Here is a 15,519-nt window from a genome sequence, read left to right on the forward strand (position 1 = left end):
CGCCGGCGGCACCGGAGCCACCGTCGCCGTCAACGTCACCGCCTGACCAAAGAACGACGGATCAGGCGCCGACGTCAACGTCGTCGTCGTACCAGCACCCACAACCGTCTGGGTATCCACCGGTGACGTCGAACCACCAAAGTTGACGTCACCGCTGTACACCGCCGTCAGACTGTGCACGCCCACACTGAGGGTCGACACCGACAGCGTCGCCACACCGGCGACAAGCGGACTCGTACCCAATAGCGTCGCACCGTCGAAGAAGCTGACCGTCCCGGTCGGAGTCCCACTCCCCGGAGGCACCGGGGCCACCGTCGCCGTCAGAGTCACCGCCTGCCCAAACGATGAAGGATCAGGCGCCGACGTCAGAGTCGTCGTCGTACCAGCAGCCGTCACGGTCTGGATATCCACCGGTGACGTCGAACCGTCGAAGGTGGCGTCACCGCTGTAGACCGCGGTCAGACTGTGCACGCCCACACTGAGGGTCGACACCGACAGCGTCGCCACACCGGCGACGAGCGGACTCGTACCGAGGAGTGTCGCACCGTCGAAGAAGTCGACTGTCCCGGTCGGAGTGCCGGCGGCGGAGCTGACGGTGGCGGTCAGGATCTTCGTCTGACCGAACACCGACGGGTCCGGCGCCGAGGTCAGGGTCGTCGTGGTGGTGAGGGCAGCGATCGCGACAACGGTGACGGTGTTGTCCCCGTTGTTCACCACATAGGCGTTCAGGCCGTCCGGGGTGATCGCCAGTCCGATCGGCGTCGCACCGACCGGACTGGTGGAGATCACGGTGTTCGTCGTGGTGCTGATGAAACTGATCGTGTCGTCGTTCTCGTTGCTCACCACGACCCGGAGGCCGTCAGGGGAAATGCCCACGCCGAACGGTGTGGTACCGACCGGGATGGTGGTCGTGACCGTGTTGGTCGCGGTACTGATGACACTGACGGTGTCGTCACCGGAGTTGGCCACATAGGCGAAGAGCCCGTTCGGGGTGACCGCCACATCGAGCGGCGCGGTACCAACCGGGATGGTGGCGGTGACCGTGTTCGTCGCGGTGCTGATGACACTGACCGTGCTGTCACCGGAGTTCGTCACATAGGCGACGAGGCCGTCCGGACTGATCCCGGTGCCGAAGGGGGTCGCGCCGACGGGGATGGTTGCGGTGACCGTGTTCGTGGCGGTGCTGATGACACTGACCGTGTTGCCACCGGAGTTCGCCACATAGGCGACGAGGCCGTCCGGGGTGATCGTCACTTCGAGGGGGACCGATCCCACGGGGATGGTGGCGGTGACCGTGTTGGTGACGGTGCTGATGACACTGACCGTGTCGTCACCGCTGTTCGTCACATAGACCCGCAGCCCGTCCGGAGTGGCCGCGACGCCGAACGGCGCACTGCCCACGGGGATGGTGGCGGTGACCGTGTTCGTGGCGGTGTCGATGACGCTGACCGTGTTGTCGCCGGAGTTGGCCACATAGGCCCGAAGGCCGTCCGGCGTGATCGCGACATCGGTCGGGAAATTTCCCACCGGTACGGTCGTATCCAGCAAGGCGACCGCATTCGCGCGAGTTTTCCCGCGCCATGCAAGGCCGAGTAGCTGACGCCACTTCGGCTGAAAACTCTGGTCCATGAGGTACCCCTCGCGATCTAGATCCATCCGGTCTAGACGGGAGCTGCTGGGAAATCGGCCGTACCCGGTGCGGCCAACGCACACGAAACATGGGGAACTTGCCGGAATTCCAAGGAGAGCGCCCATCAGGTATTGCCGCTGACCACTACGGGTCAGCGGGCAATCGTCAGTCCCCAGCGGAGGATGGGCGCCTCGTCAGGTCCAGTACCACGATTAACCCACCCTCACCGAATCCAGCACAGCGGAAGGACGTGAATATCACCCGAATGGATTCATCGCACCGAAAGTTTGATTCATGGCCCCGCGTCGTTACGAGAGGCAGGGCCACCAGGGAATGCCGGCGCCGCCCCGGTGCCCCGGGCGTCGGCGCGTCGGCGGAGCCCTCCGCACCAAGGGCACCACGGGCAGGGGCACCGCATGAGGGGCCCTCAGGCGCCCCGCACGTCCGCACCCGGATCAGCCACTTCACAGCACTCCGCCCCGCCGATCCAGTGATCGGCGGGGCGGAGTCGGACCCGGATTGACCAACAGCGTCCTGGTGAACGGTGGCCGGGGCACTTGTGTGAAGGAGCCGCCTCAGCGGGCGGGCCGCTGTCGGCCCGGGATCCCCCCTGTCCGGCGGGCCTGTCCTGCGACCGCCGGCCTCAGCACGGGGCCGACGGAATGTCCTGGGCCCTGATGGCAACGGGCCCGGTCCTGCTGGTGGTTGCGAACCGGTCTACGGCTGTCGCCGGTCAGCGCTGAGCTGCTCCGGCCTGCGCCTCGCCGGCCGCGAGCGGCGCCGGGGCGGAAGCCGCGGCGGACGGCGCCTGCACCGGGGCGGCCGCTGCCGCGGACGGCGCCTGGACCGGAGCGGCCGCCGCGGACTGCCCTTGGGCCGGGGTGGCGGCGAGCTGCGACTCGGCGACGTCGTCACCACTGCTGCGGTTGACCGCGGAGCACGGCCCGCAGTCGATCGCCACTCCGGCCGGGCCGATGCCCACGCGAGGTGTGGCGACCACCCGGTTCCTGACCGTATTGATCACTGACACATTGTTGGAGAGAAGGTTGGACACATAGGCGCGCTCGCTCCTTTCGTCCACGGCGACTCCGACAGGGGCGGTGCCGACGCGCACGGTGCCCGTCACCCTGTTGGTGGACGTCCTGATCACCGAGACACTGGCCGAGCCCTGGTTGGCGACATAGGCGCGGTGGCGCCGGGTGTCGATCGCCACCCCGAACGGAGACCTGCCGACCGGGATGGTGGCGAACACGAGGTTCCTGGCCGTATTGATCACGGACACGTTGTTGGAGCCCTGGTTGGTCACGTACGCCCGGCCCCGGTCCACGGCCACTCCGACGGGAGTGCTGCCGACGGGGATGGTGCCCGTCACCGTATTGGTATTGGTCGCGATCACCGACACCGTGCCGGACTGGATGTTGGTGACATAGGCGCGGTTGCGTGCGTGGTCCACGGCGACCGCGAACGGGTTGCCGCCGACGGCGACGGTGGCGGTCACCCGGTTGGTGGCGGTATTGATCACCGACACGGTCCCGGAGACCTCGTTCGTCACATAGGCACGGTTACGGCGGGTGTCGACGGCGATTCCGAACGGACCGTTGCCGACCGGGATGGTGGCGGCGACGGCGTTCCTGTGCCTGCCGGTATTGATCACGGACACACTGTTGGCGCCGTGATTGACCACGTACGCACGTCGGTGACGACTGTCGATGGCGATTCCGAACGGGCTCCTTCCGACAGGGATGTTCCTGGTCACGACGTTTCTGCGGGCATTGAGCACCGACACGTTGTTCGATCCCTGATTGACCACGAAGATCGGGTGTCTGAATTTGCCGTCGTCCCCGAACTTGCTTCGACCGGCCTCTTGCAGCAGCTCCGTCGAATCACTCGTGGGTGCGGCCGATTCGGCCCAGGCGGGCGAAGCGGTGCCGAGCAGAGGACCGGCGAACAGCACCGCCGCGAGTCCCACCGCCCATGTTCCCCGTCGTCGGCCCCGTGCCTTGTGGAGCCTCCACTCCGGGGTTTTGGACTCCTGCGGCACGTTTTGGGCGAGAGGCATACCGTCTCCTGACAGGCTGTGATGTGGCTCCTGGTGGGAGCCGCGGGCAAGGATGCGAAACGGCGCAGCGAGCCGCCTTCGTCCTGGCGGCTCGATCCGTCGTCAGCAGCCATCCTGTGATCATCTTTCGGCGCTCGCCACGGATGTTCGGCCAGAAGGACGCACGTTCCGCCCCGGGTTGTGCCACGCTTCCCCGGGTCGTCGGAGGCGAGGGACGCTTTCTGCCGCTGGGGGCCCACCCCGGCCGGTGCCGGCCTAACGTGCGCAAGTGACCTGCGGTACCTCAGTGTTGGACGGTGGGTGCGCGGTGGCACCGGCGCCGGAATCATGCGCCCGGGGGCGCGCTATCCCGGCGGCGTACCGCACGCGGGACAGTCCGCCCGGCGGCCGTAGCGCTCCTCCACGGGCTCGGCGAGCGTCATCAGGTTGAGGCCGAAGCGGAAACCGGGCTCCATCCGGGGTACGCCCGTCAGCAGCGCGAGCGCCGCATGGGTGAGCAGATGGCCGGAGAGCCCGGCGGTCACCGCGTTGACGGGGTTCCAGTCCATCCGGGGTGAGGCGACCTCCTCGTCCTGGCCCGCGGCGAGGCGCAGATCGCGCCGGTCGACATCGCCGGCGCGGTGGCACTCCCAGCACGCCCCCCGCCCGGGGACGTGTACTCCGACCGTGACCAGCGGGCCGCGGTAGCCGGCGTCGAGCCAGGGCGTCCCGGTGGCCAGGCAGACCCGGTTCGCCCAGCGGCGTACCTCCGGCGGGCGGTCGGCGCAGAGCAGCAGCAGGTCGTACCCGGGTGCGAGCAGTGCCGCGAGGTCGTCGGCGCCGCGCACCTCGCGGCGTTCCGTGGTCAGCGCCGCCCGCGAGTCGAGCGCGCGCAGGGCCTCGGCCGCCGCCTCCGCCTTGGGCCGGCCGATGTCGCTCTCCCGGTAGAGCGGCTGCCGGTTGAGATTGGACAGCTCCACGACATCGCCGTCCACACAGTGCATGCGTCCCACGCCCGACGCCACCAGCCCCTGCGCGGCGAATCCGCCGGTGCCGCCGAGCCCGAGCAGCAGGACCCGGGCCGATCGCAGCCGCGCCTGGAGTTCCCATGTCGTCGGGCGCGGCGACAGGTCCATCCAGCGCAGCAGTGTCACACCGCGGCTGTACCGTACGTGGTCCTCTCCGGTGAGCCCCTCAGGCAGTTCGGCTCCCGCGTCCTCCAGGAATCCGGCCTCGTACAGATCGCGCATGGCCTGCGTGACCAGGCCCTGTTCCAGACCGGGGTGCCGGGTGAGCACCTCGGTGACCGCGTCGAGCGGGCCGCGCGTACCGTCGAGGGTCTCGGTCAGGGTCCAGATCCAGCCGTCGGGGTCGGCGACCTCGGCACCGATGCCGTACACCACGCTTCCGATCCGCACATTGCCGTCCACGGTGCGATAGGCCCGGTGTTCGGGCTTCACCCGTGGGAGCCGTAATCCGGACAGCGGCACCTCAGGTCCCTCGGGCATCACGCCCGTACCACCTTCGCCCCACTGAGCCGGCCGGTCAGTTCCGCGGCGGCCAGCACCACTCTGAACTGATGTTCTACCTGGTCATGGACCGGGATCCAGCGGACACGGCAGTCGGCCTCGAAGGCGTCGCACCGCTGTACGAGGAACCGGTCGAGGGTCTCCCTGACCGTGTCCACCGGCGCGAAATCCTGACGGACATACGGAGCGTCCGGTGCGAGCAGTTGGCTCAGCAACCCCGCCGTGCGCACGACAAGCCGCCGGGCGGCGATCCGGAGCGACATGACGCGCGCCCGGTTCAACGGCGGCAGGGTGCCGGCCGTGCCCGGAGCCCATTCCTCCGCCAGTCCCGGACACACGGCGAGATACTCGTCGACCGGGGCGAGCAGCGGCGCGGCGGCGGCGAGCAGCCCCGGACGAATCCGCTCGACCAGTCCGTCGAGCAGCAGCGCGTCCTGTCGGAGGCCCCGGCTGATGGCCTCCAGGGCGGCCCCCGGGTCGGGATGCGGGGCCGTGTCACCGACCTCGTCGGCGCCCCACATCGGGGCTTCGACGACGGCGGTGAACGTGCCGTAGCGATGCGGATGGAACCAGGTGGACGCGGCGGCGGACGCGGGCAGTGAGTCGAACTGATCGGTCTCCTCCGGCTGCGGCATGTCATAAACACCCGGGCCGGGACTCGGCCAGAAGAAGGCGTCGTACGGCCCCAGCTCGACCGGTATCCGGAGGTCACCGGCGGACCGCACCAGCTCGTCGGCCATACCCGGCAGACCACGGGTGAGCTGGACGAAGCTGCCGCCCACGTCGACTCCGTGCAGCGAGCACTGCAGAAACGGACGCAGCTCGTCCTGGAGGTCGAGGAGGGCGCGGGTCTCCGGCATCGGCACCGCCCCGGACTCCCCGGGCAGCCACTCGGGCTGCCCGGCGAAACCGGGACGGTAGAAGTGCCGGTAGTGGTGGACGAAGGTCATCGGTCCCTTGAGCCACCGCTCGTTGCGGCGGGCCCCATCAGGGTCGAGACAGAGAACGAAGTGCCAGGTCGTATCGGCCGTGTAGCTGAACCCGTCCGGTCGTCCGGCCCGCGCCAGATAGCGTGCCAGTCGCAGCGCCGTGACACCGCCGACCGGCTCGTTGGCGTGCGGACCCGCGACCACCAGCACGTGCCGGCTCCCCCGCCCGACGGAGAGCGACCGGATGGGCTCCCCGGCCCGTGACACCCCGATCCGGCGCAGCACCACCCGGTCCGGCTGCGTGGCCGCCAGGCGCTCGGCACGTGAGGTCAGTTCGTCGACGGTGAGATAACGGCCCGGCACAACGCCCGCTCAGGAACCGGTGGAGTTGCTGTCGCCTGTGGTCTCTCTCCGATCAAGACGCCGCATCTTGATCGCCGCAAGCTTGGGGTGTGATGCGCTGTCGTTCTTGGCCGCTCCGCTCATGAACCGCTCCTTCGACATCACGGGGCCCAACTCTCCTGCTGTGCACCCATTGTGATGGTCCGTCACACACTTGAAGTGCGTCAACACTGCGGACGGGCGACGGCACAGTTGGCGAGAACCGGCCCAGAGCTTCCGTCCGTGCGGCGACGCGAGATACGGTGCGGCCGGCCGCGACAGGTCGCCCCCTGACATGCCTCTCCGGCCGGGACCAGCCCTTCAATGAGGGCCATCGAGTACGGCCTCGTCCAGGATCGGCTTGCCGTGCAGCGGACGGTCGGGGTGGAAGTTGAGGGTCACTCGCAGCGCCGGGTCCATCGAGGGGCCCGACGCCAGTGTGGCGACATGACGAAGGGCCCGTTCCTGCGGTGTCTGGGAGGCTTCGGAGCTCATTCGCGCAGTCTTCCCCAAGCCGATCAACAGGTGCACACGCATTCCGGCGCAGATGAGGGACCGCCGCCGAGCACTGAGCCGGTGCCGAGTGCAGGGCCGATCTCCTCTCCACCAGGCGAGGTCGGCTCAGAGCTGGGAGACTTGATGGCGAAAACTTACCGAATGGTCAATATGTACATATTTCTCAGCCGCCTCCCGCTGCCACCTGGTGGGCTTCCAGGAGGTGCTCACGTACGGGCGGAAGTCGGGCGTGCAACTCGGCGACCACGACACCGTCGCATACGCCGAGACCTTCGGAGCCCACGGCTGTCGTGTCGGGGCGGAGGACGAGTTCGGCGCGGCGCTGCGCCAGGCGCTGTCCGAGGACGGCTCCTCCCTCATCAATGTGCCGGTCGACTACCGCCACACCACCGACCCCGCGGCCGACCTGCACCAGGACCCGTTCGAATGAACCGGCTCCGACAGGGAGGAGGCAGAAGGACATGACCGCATCCGAGACCGCCACCGACCGGTTCCGGCACTGGGCCGGAAACATGATCGCCCGTCGTCTCGGCGGCAGCGGGTCCGGCTACAGCGCGGAAAAGGCCCGGGAGGTCTATCAGTCCTCGACCATGGGGGCGCTGCTCGACGGTGTCTACGACGGAGATGTCACGATCGCCGAGATACTCACCCACGGCGACTTCGGCCTCGGCACGTTCAATCACCTCGACGGCGAGATGGTCGTCCTCGACGGCACCTGCTACCACCTGCGGGCCGACGGCAGCGCGACCGTCGCCGCCGCGTCCGACCGCACACCGTTCGCCGCCGTCACCCACTTCTGGCCCGACACCACCCTCCCGGTCACGCACGGCGGCAGCCGTGCCGACGCCCTCGCGCTCATCGACGAGTCGATCCTCAGCGAGAACCTCGTCTACGCCGTCCGGATCACCGGGACATTCAGCACGATGCGTACGCGTACCGTCATGGCGCAGACCCCGCCGTACGAGCCGCTGACCGAGGCGACCAAGGGGCAGGCGGAGACCGATTTCACCGATGTGACGGGGACCCTGGCCGGGTTCCGCATGCCCGACTACGAACAGGGCGTCTCGGTGGCCGGCTATCACCTGCACTTCCTCAACAGCGACCACACACGAGGCGGGCACTCCCTCGACTTCCGGATGGACCGGGGTGACATCACCATCAGCACCGCCTCCGAGCTCCATCTGAGCCTTCCCCGGTCCGGGAAGTTCCTCGACGCCAGCCTGTCGGTGGGCGATATCGCGGACCAGATCCGTCAGGCGGAAGGCGGCGGCTGAGGGATCTCCGAGCGCGGTCGGGGCGCAGTCGCTCGGGGCGCACCCACGCCGCTCGTCCTATTCGGACATGGCTGATGGTGACCGGGACAGGCCGCCCCGCCGTGTCCGCGCCCTGCGCAGGCTCTGCATGGCGGCAGCCGCTCGCGCGGGCGCGAGGATCCCCGCCTGCAGCCGCCGGGCCGCGTCGATGTGATCGGCGGTCCAGATCATCTTGACCGCCGTCGCGGTGCCCCGCCCGTCCTCGCCGCTGAGGTCGCGCCGGACGGCATCGACCAGACGGCGGTCCGCCGCCGTGTCGTGCGGGAGCCGGTCGGGCACGGAGCCGGAGCCCGCCAGTGCCCAGGCCGTCTCCTCGTACCAGGCGACGAGCAGTGTGCCGGCCGCGAGGATCTCGGCGCGTGCCGCGGTCCGGTCGCCCGTCGGCGCGCCGCTGTCGCGTCTCCAGAGATCGAGGATGGCGTCGGCGGTGAGCTGGAGCACCGCGACCGCGTTGACCAGGGAGGTCACATCCGCGAGGGGCACGTGCTTGGTGCCGCGCTCGGCGAGGAATCCGCGGAAGGCGTCGTCGAGCCTCCGGGACGCCGCCGCCGCGCGCCGGCCTTCCTCGCGCGGTGTGGGAGCGGCGGGTACGAGTGCGTCGCACCGGGTCACCCCGTACGCGATCGCGGCGCGCAGGCGGTGAGCGCTCTCGTAGAAGGCCTCGGCGAGCGCCTGGCCCAATGCCGATCCCGCTCCGCGCGGCCAGAACAGCGCGCCGGCCAGTAGGCTCACCGCGCAGCCGATCGCGACGTCCTCCAGCCGGACGAGCCCGATCCCCCAGCCCGCCGGCTCGATGATGTTGTAAAGGATCAGCAGGGTGGCGGTGAAACCGGCCTGCCCGGCGGCGAAGGAGATGACGGCCGGCGCGAGGCCCGCGAAGAGGACGGCCGGCGGGAGCAGCAGCCACAGCGCTGTGGTGTTCGCGCCGATGAGATAGACCAGGCCACCACCGATGACAAAGCCGGCCACGCTTCCGAACAGCCCGCGCACCGCGTTCTGGCCGGTCATCAGGGCGTTGGAGCGCAGTACGGCCAGCGTGCCGAACACCACCCAGAACGAATGCTGCACACCGGTCAGCCCGGCCACCAGCACCGCGAGCCCGAGCGCGGTCGCGCCGCGCACACTGTTGTGCAGCCAGACCGAATGACGCTCGACATGGGCGCCCGCGCTCTCCTGCGCGAACGACAGCCGGGACGAGACGCCCGCCGGTTCGCGGCCCAGGGCGCGCTGCCACCAGGTCCGGCGCCGTGCCGCGACGACGAGGTCGACGTGCGCGGCGATGGCGGAGGCCACGAAGCTCATCTCCTGAGCCCGAAAACTCGGCTCCAGCGAGCTGACGAACCCGGCGACCGCGGCCTCCGGGGTCTCTTCGCCGGGGACGGGAGCGTGACGGGCGGGGAGGGCGGTGGTCACCGTACGCTCCATGGTCTCGCGTGCGTCGCGCAGCCGGCGCGTCCCGGCGTCCAGCTCGGTGGGGTCTCCGGCGGCCGAGCGGAGTTGGTCGGCGCTCCGCTCAAGCAGGTCCGCGGCGGCCGTTTTCACATCGCACACCGCTGGCTCGGTCCGTCCCGGCCGCTGGTCGACCGGTGTCCGTTCGAGGATCGCGTCGAGCTGCAACACCTGGTCGATCAGACGTACGAGTGTGCGTGTGCCGGTTGTCAGCCCCGTGGGGCGGTAGGGCGTGCCGAAGAACGACTCGCGCAGCGCCGCGACCGAGGCGGCGGCCTCTTCGACCCCCACGCCGAGGGCCGCGCGACGGTCCGGACCGAAGCCACCGAGTGTGCACTCCGCCTCCGCGCGCAGCCGCCGCGCGAGCAGCTCACAGGTCCTGGCCGTGGCCACGCGCAGCGGCTCGCGGGTGGGCGCGGGCCACAGGACACCAATGGCCACCATGGACACCGCGCCGGCCAGCAGCCAGCCCAGGACACGCTCCGGGATCGAACCGACCGGTCCCGGCAGGGTCACCGGGAGTACAAAACTGACCAGCAGCGCGGTCGCTGAGCTCGCCAGCACCGAACTGACAACGCCGGAGAACAGCACCAGGAAGGAGACGAAGAGGGTGACCACCGCGGCCAGCCACACCGTCTGCGAGGCCAGGGTGCCGAGACAGACCAGCACCGCACCGGCGAGCACCAGCCAGGCCTGCGCCGCCAGCCTTTCCCGCATCGAGCCGCCGAAGTCGACGAAGAGCAGTGTGGCGAGCGCACCGAACGCCGAGAAGATGGCGAGCGTCGGATCGCCGATGAGCTCCCCGGCCAGGGCGAAGACGCCGGGCATGACGATCGCGGCGCGCCCGGCCCGGCGCAGCGCGGTGAGATCGGCGTCCCGCGTGCGCAGCCACCGCAGGAGGGTCATGAGGCGGCTCCTCGCGACCGGTACGGGCTCAGCCGGTCAGGCTGGTTCGTTCTGGCGGGGCGGGCCACGCCGGTGAGCCGGAACGGCCGGCTCGCGCGGCACGCGGCCAGTGGTGGACATCATCGGGATTTACGTATGGAAATACCTGCGGCACTGAAAATCCAGCACATTCATAGAATGGCATCACGTCGCGTGCTCCGCCCCAGGGCGTCGTCCCGATGGCCGAAGACCGGGCCGCCCTCATACTTTCGGGGATCAGGGCCACGCCCCCGCGATACGGTGAAATCCCGACGCCGCGACTTCGCTGAGGATCGCCCATGAGGAAGATCGTCCTGTCCCTGTCGGTGTCTCTTGACGGCTTTGTCGAGGGACCCCAGCGCCAGATCGACTGGCATATGGTCGACAACGAGTTGCACAGCCACTTCAACGAGCAGCTCAAACCGATGGGAGCCTTCCTGAGCGGGCGTGTCACTCATGAGCTGATGGCCCAGTTCTGGCCGACGGCCGACTCCGACCCGTCAAACGCGGGTCCGGTGGCCGAGTTCGCCGAGATCTGGCGGAACATGCCGAAGATCGTCTTCTCCAGGACCCTGGTGCGCGCCGACTGGAACACCACTCTCATGCGGGATGTCGTCGTCGAGGAGATCCTGGCGCTCAAGGCGCGGCCGGGTGGAGACCTGGCGCTGGGCGGCGCCGACCTCGCCGCGTCCTTCATGCGGCACGACCTGATCGACGAGTACCGTCTCTACGTCAATCCCATCCTCCTCGGCCGAGGCAAACGCCTGTTCAGGGACTCGGACTCTCCGGTCGGGCTCCGGCTCGCCGAGAGCCGGACCTTCGGCAACGGTGTCGTGCTCCTCCGTTACCAGCGCAGGACGGCCGACTCGCAGCCCTGACGACTGCGGCAACTGCCGTGCCACCGTTCGCCGTTGTGGTGTCCGCCGGGACGACCGGGACAGGCGCCGCCCACCGCGGGCCGGGGACCAGGGACGGTTCAGCGCGCCGGTAGAGGCCACGCCATGAGCCGACTCATCGACAGAACACCCCGCCGAGAACGCCGTTCGCGTGAATATCAGGCAATAGCGTTGGCAGCAATGATGGATAAATTGCGACAACTGCGCCATTCGGGTGGTGTACCCGTGATTTTGTTGCTGTCATATGCGCACCAGAGGATAACTGTCATTATCCAAACCGGTGGGCCGCCCACCCTCTCCGGGGGAGTGGCAGCGTACATATCCCGCACCTATCAGGCGAAATCCTGCAATAGGCGCGGGTTGGTCCCTGTCACGATGGGCACTCCCGTGGGAGGGGTTTGGATTGCCAGTCGGCGCCGGTAAAACGGTGCCGACTGGTACGGCGGCTCATGTGACCTCTTATTGGGGACACCATGCGAGCTTCCCGCACCTCCCGATCCGCCGTCGCCGCTGCCCCTGCTCCCGGGCCGGCGATCGCGAGCCCGCGAGGCGAGGACAGCCGAGGCACCGGATCCGGCGCCCCTCGCCGCACCGCTTCATCTTCCGGGGCCGGCGGTGGCCCCTCCCCGGCCCCTCTCCCGCAGGCGGCCTCCACCGCCACGGCCCCGCCTCACGCTCCGCGCACGCCGGACTGCCCTCTCCGTACCGCTGTCGACCGCGGCGGAGCCCGTCGCGGGCAGTGGCCGCACCACCTCGTACCTGTCGCAGCGCCTGCCCACCCGGAGCCTCACACGGTGATCCTCGGCGTGCGAGCGCGCCTGTGTGACACGCCGGGCTGTCCCGCGTCACGTCCGGGAGCCGACACCCGCTTCCCGTCATCCGCGTACGACCCACGACGAGAGGAAGAGCCATGCTGCCCACCACACGGGCGAGAGTGCAGATCACACTGTCCCCGAGAGAGGTCGAGCGGTGGCCCGACACGGCCGCTCGCGCCCTGGCCCACGACTGGCCCAAGGGACGTCCGGCGTCGTTCAGCGTGCCGACGCTGGAGCGGGTGGTGCCGATCTGCCGCCATCTCGCCGGCTCATGGATGGATTCCCAGGACATCACGGACGAAGGCGTCCGGTACGCGGTCTCGCTCGTACTCTCGGAGCTGATGACCAACGCCATCCTCCACACGAACAGCGTCTGGATCACCGGCCATTTACGGAAGACCGGTGACCGGCTCCTCGTGGAAGTACACGACGAAGGCGGCGCGTCGGTGGCCGCGCACCCGCATCGCGCCCGGCACGCGAACGAGCACGGCCGTGGCCTGGCGCTGGTCGCACAATCCGTGCAGGAGTTGGGAATGCGGCTGGAGGCCGACGGCGGCCGCACGGTCTGGGCCTGTGTACAAGTGACCGCTCAGGCCCCGCGACAGCGGACAGCGAGCACCTCGCGGTGAACTGCCCCCGGTCGGGGGGCGGTCAGGCCCGCCGCGCATAAGGGCGGGGCCACGTCCTCACCGTTCGGGCCCGCCGGGGCCCTGAGCCGAGACCGTCGAGTTGATCCCCCGCGCCTCCGGCGGCACATGTCGCCATCATCTTCGGCCCGGCACGCACCCCGGTACGGGGTCCGCGCCGCCGGATCCGTCCAGCGGGTCACCGAAGTAATGATTCTCCGGGCCCTTTCCTCAGGGCCCGTTTTTTTTCAAGCTCCCCTGCCGCAGCGCTCGCTGTCGCAACGGCCGGTGTCACGACGGCCGGTGTCACGACGACCGGTGTCACGACGACCGGTGTCACGACGGCCGGTGTCACGACGGCCGGTGTCACGACGGCCGGTGTCACGACGGCCGGTGTCGCAACGGCCTTACGGAGCCCTCGCACCCGGGTCCGATGCCTGAGGCAGGCCGCCCGGTGACCGGCCCTCTCCCCCGCCGGGCCCCCCCGTACCCGCTTCACTCCTGCCGTGCCTCCCGGCGAGGCCGCAGGTACGCACCGCCCATCCGTTCGCGACGGCACGGTACGGGTCAACAGACCGCAGCCACAACGGCGGCCGGTCACGCGCATACGGCCGGAGTCGCCGCGTTCCCCGTATGCGCCGCGTTCCCCGTAGGCGCCGTGCGGGACAAGCACTCCGCCGCGTTGCCGTCGGCCACCAGGGCTCCGTCAGGGCTCGGTCGGGTGGCCGGGGAGGCTGGCAACGCCCGCCGGTCGCCGCCGCGTTGTACACCGGACACGCACGCACGCCACCGGCCTGCGGAGGATTCCGCAGGCCGGCGGCGGTGATCACAGCTCTTGCTCACCGGCGTGGCGACGCGGGCGGCAGCGGAGCGGTGACGGGGATGGATCAGACGAAGGTGTACCCGCCCGCGACGGTCGCGGCACCTGCGGGTGTCGTCACGACGACCGCGGCGTTTCCGAGCACACCGGCCGGCGCGACACCGAACAGCTGGGTGCCGCTCGGGTCAATCGCCAGCACCGTGGCCGGAACGCCGCCCACGGTGACCGTGGCACCGGTCAGGTTGGTACCAGTGATCACGAACGCGCCACCGCCGGCGACCGGGCCGGTGGCCGGGACGATACTGACGGCGGTGGGCAGGAGCGCACCCGTGTAGGTGAACCCACCCGGGACAGTCGCGGCACCCGCGGGTGTCGTCACGACGACCGCGGCGTTTCCGGCCACACCGGCCGGAGTCACACCGAACAACTGGGTCCCGCCCGCGTTGACGCCCAGCACCGTGGCCGGAGCGCCACCCACGGTGACCGTGGCACCGGTCAGGTTGGTACCAGTGATCACGAACGCGGTACCACCGGCGACCGGGCCGGTGGCCGGCACGATGGTGGTGGCGGTGGGAGGCACAGCCGCGCCCGTGTAGGTGAACCCACCCGGGACAGTCGCGGTACCCGACGCCGTCGTCACGACGACCGGAGCGTTTCCGGCCACACCGGCCGGAGTCACACCGAACAGCTGGGTCCCGGTCGCGTCAACGCCCAGCACCGTGGCGGGAACACCGCCCACCGTGACCGTGGCACCGGTCAGGTTGGTACCAGTGATCACGAAGGTGGTACCGCCGGCCGTCGGGCCGGTGGCCGGCGCGATGGTGGCGGCGGTGGGGGGAGTGGGCGGCGGGGTCGGGCCCACATAGATGTAGGACACCGGGTTACTGGTGCCCCTGCTGCCGGTCGCGGTGACCGGCACCACGCCCGGGGCGTGCGGCGGGGCAAGGACCGTGACGGTCAGGCCCAGCGGGTCCGCCGCGATGATGGTGGCCGGTGTGGTGCCGAACAGGACGCTGGTCGTGCCGTTGAGGCCCACCCCGAAGAGCTGTACCGGGTTCCCGCCCGTCGTCGGTCCCGAGTTCGGCGTCAGCACGAGCAGCAACGGTCCGAAGGGGAACGGGAAGAGCGAGCGTGACTGGTCGAAGTTGAGCACGGGTGTTGCCATGATGGGTCCTCCTGCGAGAGTGACTCTGAACGCCGGACCGTGCGGTCCGTGCGTGGGCTGGCCGCGATCAGTGATGCGCCGCCCGGGCGAAGGCCATGTCTTCGACCCACGGGGGTCGGGCACGGCAGAGGGCAGGGCGGGCCCTCTTGGGCGGGGAATCCGGCCGGGTCAGAGCCGTGTGGTGATACGGCCTGCCGTACCGGGAGGGATTCGACTGAGGACAGTGGCCGACGGGCTCGGCCTCATTGTGCGCACCATCGTGCGGCTTTGAGCAGGCGGGCCGCTTCACCGGCCGGTGCCGCAAGCGAACACCGGCTGATGGGGCCTGATTCCCGGGGATCCCACCGCGGTGCAGTGGTCTGCTCGCCGAAGCCCTGCTTGCTGTGGGGAGGGCCGAAACGGGCGGGCCGACTGCTGAGCTCCCCGGAGAGGGACGGGCGGCCCACCGGTTCAACGCTCTCCAGTAACACCGAACAACGCGGCAACAT

10 protein-coding genes and 1 pseudogene are annotated in these 15,519 nt (G+C 69.6%); 4 read left to right on the forward strand and 7 right to left on the reverse strand.

Annotation, left to right across the window (positions count from 1 at the left end; all coding sequences use genetic code 11):
* The 5 genes and pseudogenes from ABZ707_RS03960 to ABZ707_RS03980 form a co-directional block, all read right to left on the reverse strand.
* A partial coding sequence (locus tag ABZ707_RS03960; RefSeq protein WP_360167295.1) for an Ig-like domain repeat protein occupies window positions 1–1,527 on the reverse strand: 1,527 nt, incomplete at its 3' end.
* An 836-nt stretch (window positions 1,528–2,363) separates the two neighbouring features.
* Complete coding sequence (locus ABZ707_RS03965; protein ID WP_360167298.1) at window positions 2,364–3,689, reverse strand: YncE family protein; 1,326 nt, start codon at window positions 3,687–3,689, stop codon at window positions 2,364–2,366.
* 344 nt (window positions 3,690–4,033) lie between these two features.
* Window positions 4,034–5,176 (reverse strand): ThiF family adenylyltransferase, encoded by a 1,143-nt coding sequence (locus tag ABZ707_RS03970; protein WP_360167301.1) that lies wholly within the window; start codon window positions 5,174–5,176, stop codon window positions 4,034–4,036.
* A complete protein-coding gene (locus ABZ707_RS03975) occupies window positions 5,176–6,489 on the reverse strand; it encodes a M14 family zinc carboxypeptidase (RefSeq protein WP_360167304.1) in 1,314 nt (437 codons plus the stop codon). The genes ABZ707_RS03970 and ABZ707_RS03975 overlap by 1 nt, the downstream gene beginning before the upstream one ends.
* 366 nt (window positions 6,490–6,855) lie before the next feature.
* Window positions 6,856–7,002: pseudogene (locus ABZ707_RS03980) on the reverse strand (DUF3626 domain-containing protein); the annotation flags it as partial.
* Window positions 7,003–7,210: 208 nt separating this feature from the next.
* Between ABZ707_RS03980 and ABZ707_RS03985 the strand changes: the two are divergent.
* Together ABZ707_RS03985 and budA are read left to right on the forward strand one after the other, a co-directional pair.
* Window positions 7,211–7,453: a thiamine pyrophosphate-dependent enzyme gene (locus tag ABZ707_RS03985; RefSeq protein ID WP_360167307.1), complete on the forward strand. Its 243-nt coding sequence runs from the start codon at window positions 7,211–7,213 to the stop codon at window positions 7,451–7,453.
* Between the two features lie 31 nt (window positions 7,454–7,484).
* On the forward strand, window positions 7,485–8,297 hold the full coding sequence (gene budA, locus ABZ707_RS03990) for an acetolactate decarboxylase (protein WP_360167310.1): 813 nt from the start codon (window positions 7,485–7,487) through the stop codon (window positions 8,295–8,297).
* A 57-nt stretch (window positions 8,298–8,354) separates the two neighbouring features.
* On the opposite strand, the gene ABZ707_RS03995 is transcribed toward budA, so the two are convergent.
* Window positions 8,355–10,691, reverse strand: coding sequence for an FUSC family protein (locus ABZ707_RS03995; RefSeq protein WP_360167313.1), 2,337 nt, complete (start codon window positions 10,689–10,691; stop codon window positions 8,355–8,357).
* 317 nt (window positions 10,692–11,008) lie between these two features.
* Between ABZ707_RS03995 and ABZ707_RS04000 the strand changes: the two genes are divergently transcribed.
* Window positions 11,009–11,587 (forward strand): dihydrofolate reductase family protein, encoded by a 579-nt coding sequence (locus tag ABZ707_RS04000; RefSeq protein WP_360167316.1) that lies wholly within the window; start codon window positions 11,009–11,011, stop codon window positions 11,585–11,587.
* 928 nt (window positions 11,588–12,515) lie between these two features.
* Window positions 12,516–13,049 (forward strand): ATP-binding protein, encoded by a 534-nt coding sequence (locus ABZ707_RS04005; RefSeq protein WP_360167319.1) that lies wholly within the window; start codon window positions 12,516–12,518, stop codon window positions 13,047–13,049.
* Between the two features lie 884 nt (window positions 13,050–13,933).
* Here the strand turns inward: ABZ707_RS04005 and ABZ707_RS04010 are convergent.
* Window positions 13,934–15,031, reverse strand: coding sequence for an IPT/TIG domain-containing protein (locus ABZ707_RS04010; RefSeq protein ID WP_360167322.1), 1,098 nt, complete (start codon window positions 15,029–15,031; stop codon window positions 13,934–13,936).
* Between the last annotated feature and the right edge of the window lie 488 nt (window positions 15,032–15,519).

It is taken from the genome of Streptomyces sp. NPDC006923 (genome assembly GCF_040635655.1).
Lineage (GTDB): Bacteria > Actinomycetota > Actinomycetes > Streptomycetales > Streptomycetaceae > Streptomyces.

Bases quoted from the DNA above. Each gene is read 5' to 3' on its own strand.
- ABZ707_RS03965 (WP_360167298.1), bottom strand. From the start codon at position 3,689: ATGCCTCTCGCCCAAAACGTGCCGCAGGAGTCCAAAACCCCGGAGTGG.
- ABZ707_RS03970 (WP_360167301.1), bottom strand. From the start codon at position 5,176: ATGCCCGAGGGACCTGAGGTGCCGCTGTCCGGATTACGGCTCCCACGG.
- budA (WP_360167310.1), top strand. From the start codon at position 7,485: ATGACCGCATCCGAGACCGCCACCGACCGGTTCCGGCACTGGGCCGGA.
- ABZ707_RS03995 (WP_360167313.1), bottom strand. From the start codon at position 10,691: ATGACCCTCCTGCGGTGGCTGCGCACGCGGGACGCCGATCTCACCGCG.
- ABZ707_RS04000 (WP_360167316.1), top strand. From the start codon at position 11,009: ATGAGGAAGATCGTCCTGTCCCTGTCGGTGTCTCTTGACGGCTTTGTC.
- ABZ707_RS04005 (WP_360167319.1), top strand. From the start codon at position 12,516: ATGCTGCCCACCACACGGGCGAGAGTGCAGATCACACTGTCCCCGAGA.
- ABZ707_RS04010 (WP_360167322.1), bottom strand. From the start codon at position 15,031: ATGGCAACACCCGTGCTCAACTTCGACCAGTCACGCTCGCTCTTCCCG.